This is a genomic window from Kitasatospora arboriphila (genome assembly GCF_039528095.1).
Taxonomy (GTDB): domain Bacteria; phylum Actinomycetota; class Actinomycetes; order Streptomycetales; family Streptomycetaceae; genus Kitasatospora; species Kitasatospora arboriphila.
The window spans coordinates 1-545 of record NZ_BAAALD010000305.1; the positions used below are offsets into that span (position 1 = coordinate 1).

Annotated in this window: 1 protein-coding gene and 1 pseudogene; both read right to left on the reverse strand. The window is 73.0% G+C overall.

All coding sequences use genetic code 11. The features are described 5' to 3' along the window. Positions 1–249, reverse strand: a 249-nt coding sequence (locus tag ABD353_RS40110; RefSeq protein ID WP_344628625.1) for a hypothetical protein, incomplete at its 3' end; no start/stop codon positions are given. Positions 250–293: 44 nt separating this feature from the next. Beyond that, a pseudogene (locus tag ABD353_RS40115) lies at positions 294–545 on the reverse strand (hypothetical protein); the annotation flags it as partial.

The window sequence follows — 545 nt, forward strand, 5'->3', positions numbered from 1 at the left end:
GTCGTGGGGGCTGCGCTCCCTTTCCCCGGTGCGGGCCGAGGCCCGGTCGAGTTCGAGCAGGAGGTTCAGGGCGGTGGCGGCCGCGGCGGCGGCCGGCATGGCGGCGCCGAGGGCGTCGTACGCGCTCTTGTGGTCGCCGTTGTTCCAGTGGTCCACTGCGGCGCAGGCCAGGCGCTTCAGCTCGGCGAGTTTGGTGGCGGCCGCGGCCGGCAGGGTGTCGTCGCCGTTGAGGGTGTCGGTGTCGGTCATCGGTGTCCTCCCTGCGTGGCGCGGGATCCGTTCGGTGGGCCGGATCAGTAGTCCCTGTCGCGCTCGTGCCTGTGGCCGTGCCGGTCGTCGGGACGGCCGTCGGGTGTGCCGTCGGTGCCGGTGGGCGGTGAGAGGTCGGCGAACATCTCCAGGAAGCCGGAGATCTCGTGCTGGGCTTCGGCGGGGTGGCGGAAGTGTGTGTGGCGGGCGATGCGGTAGTGGTTGCGGCGGCCGTGCCGGGTGCGGGTGAGGTAGCCGGCGCTCTCCAGGTCGGTGATGACCGCCTGCACGGCCCG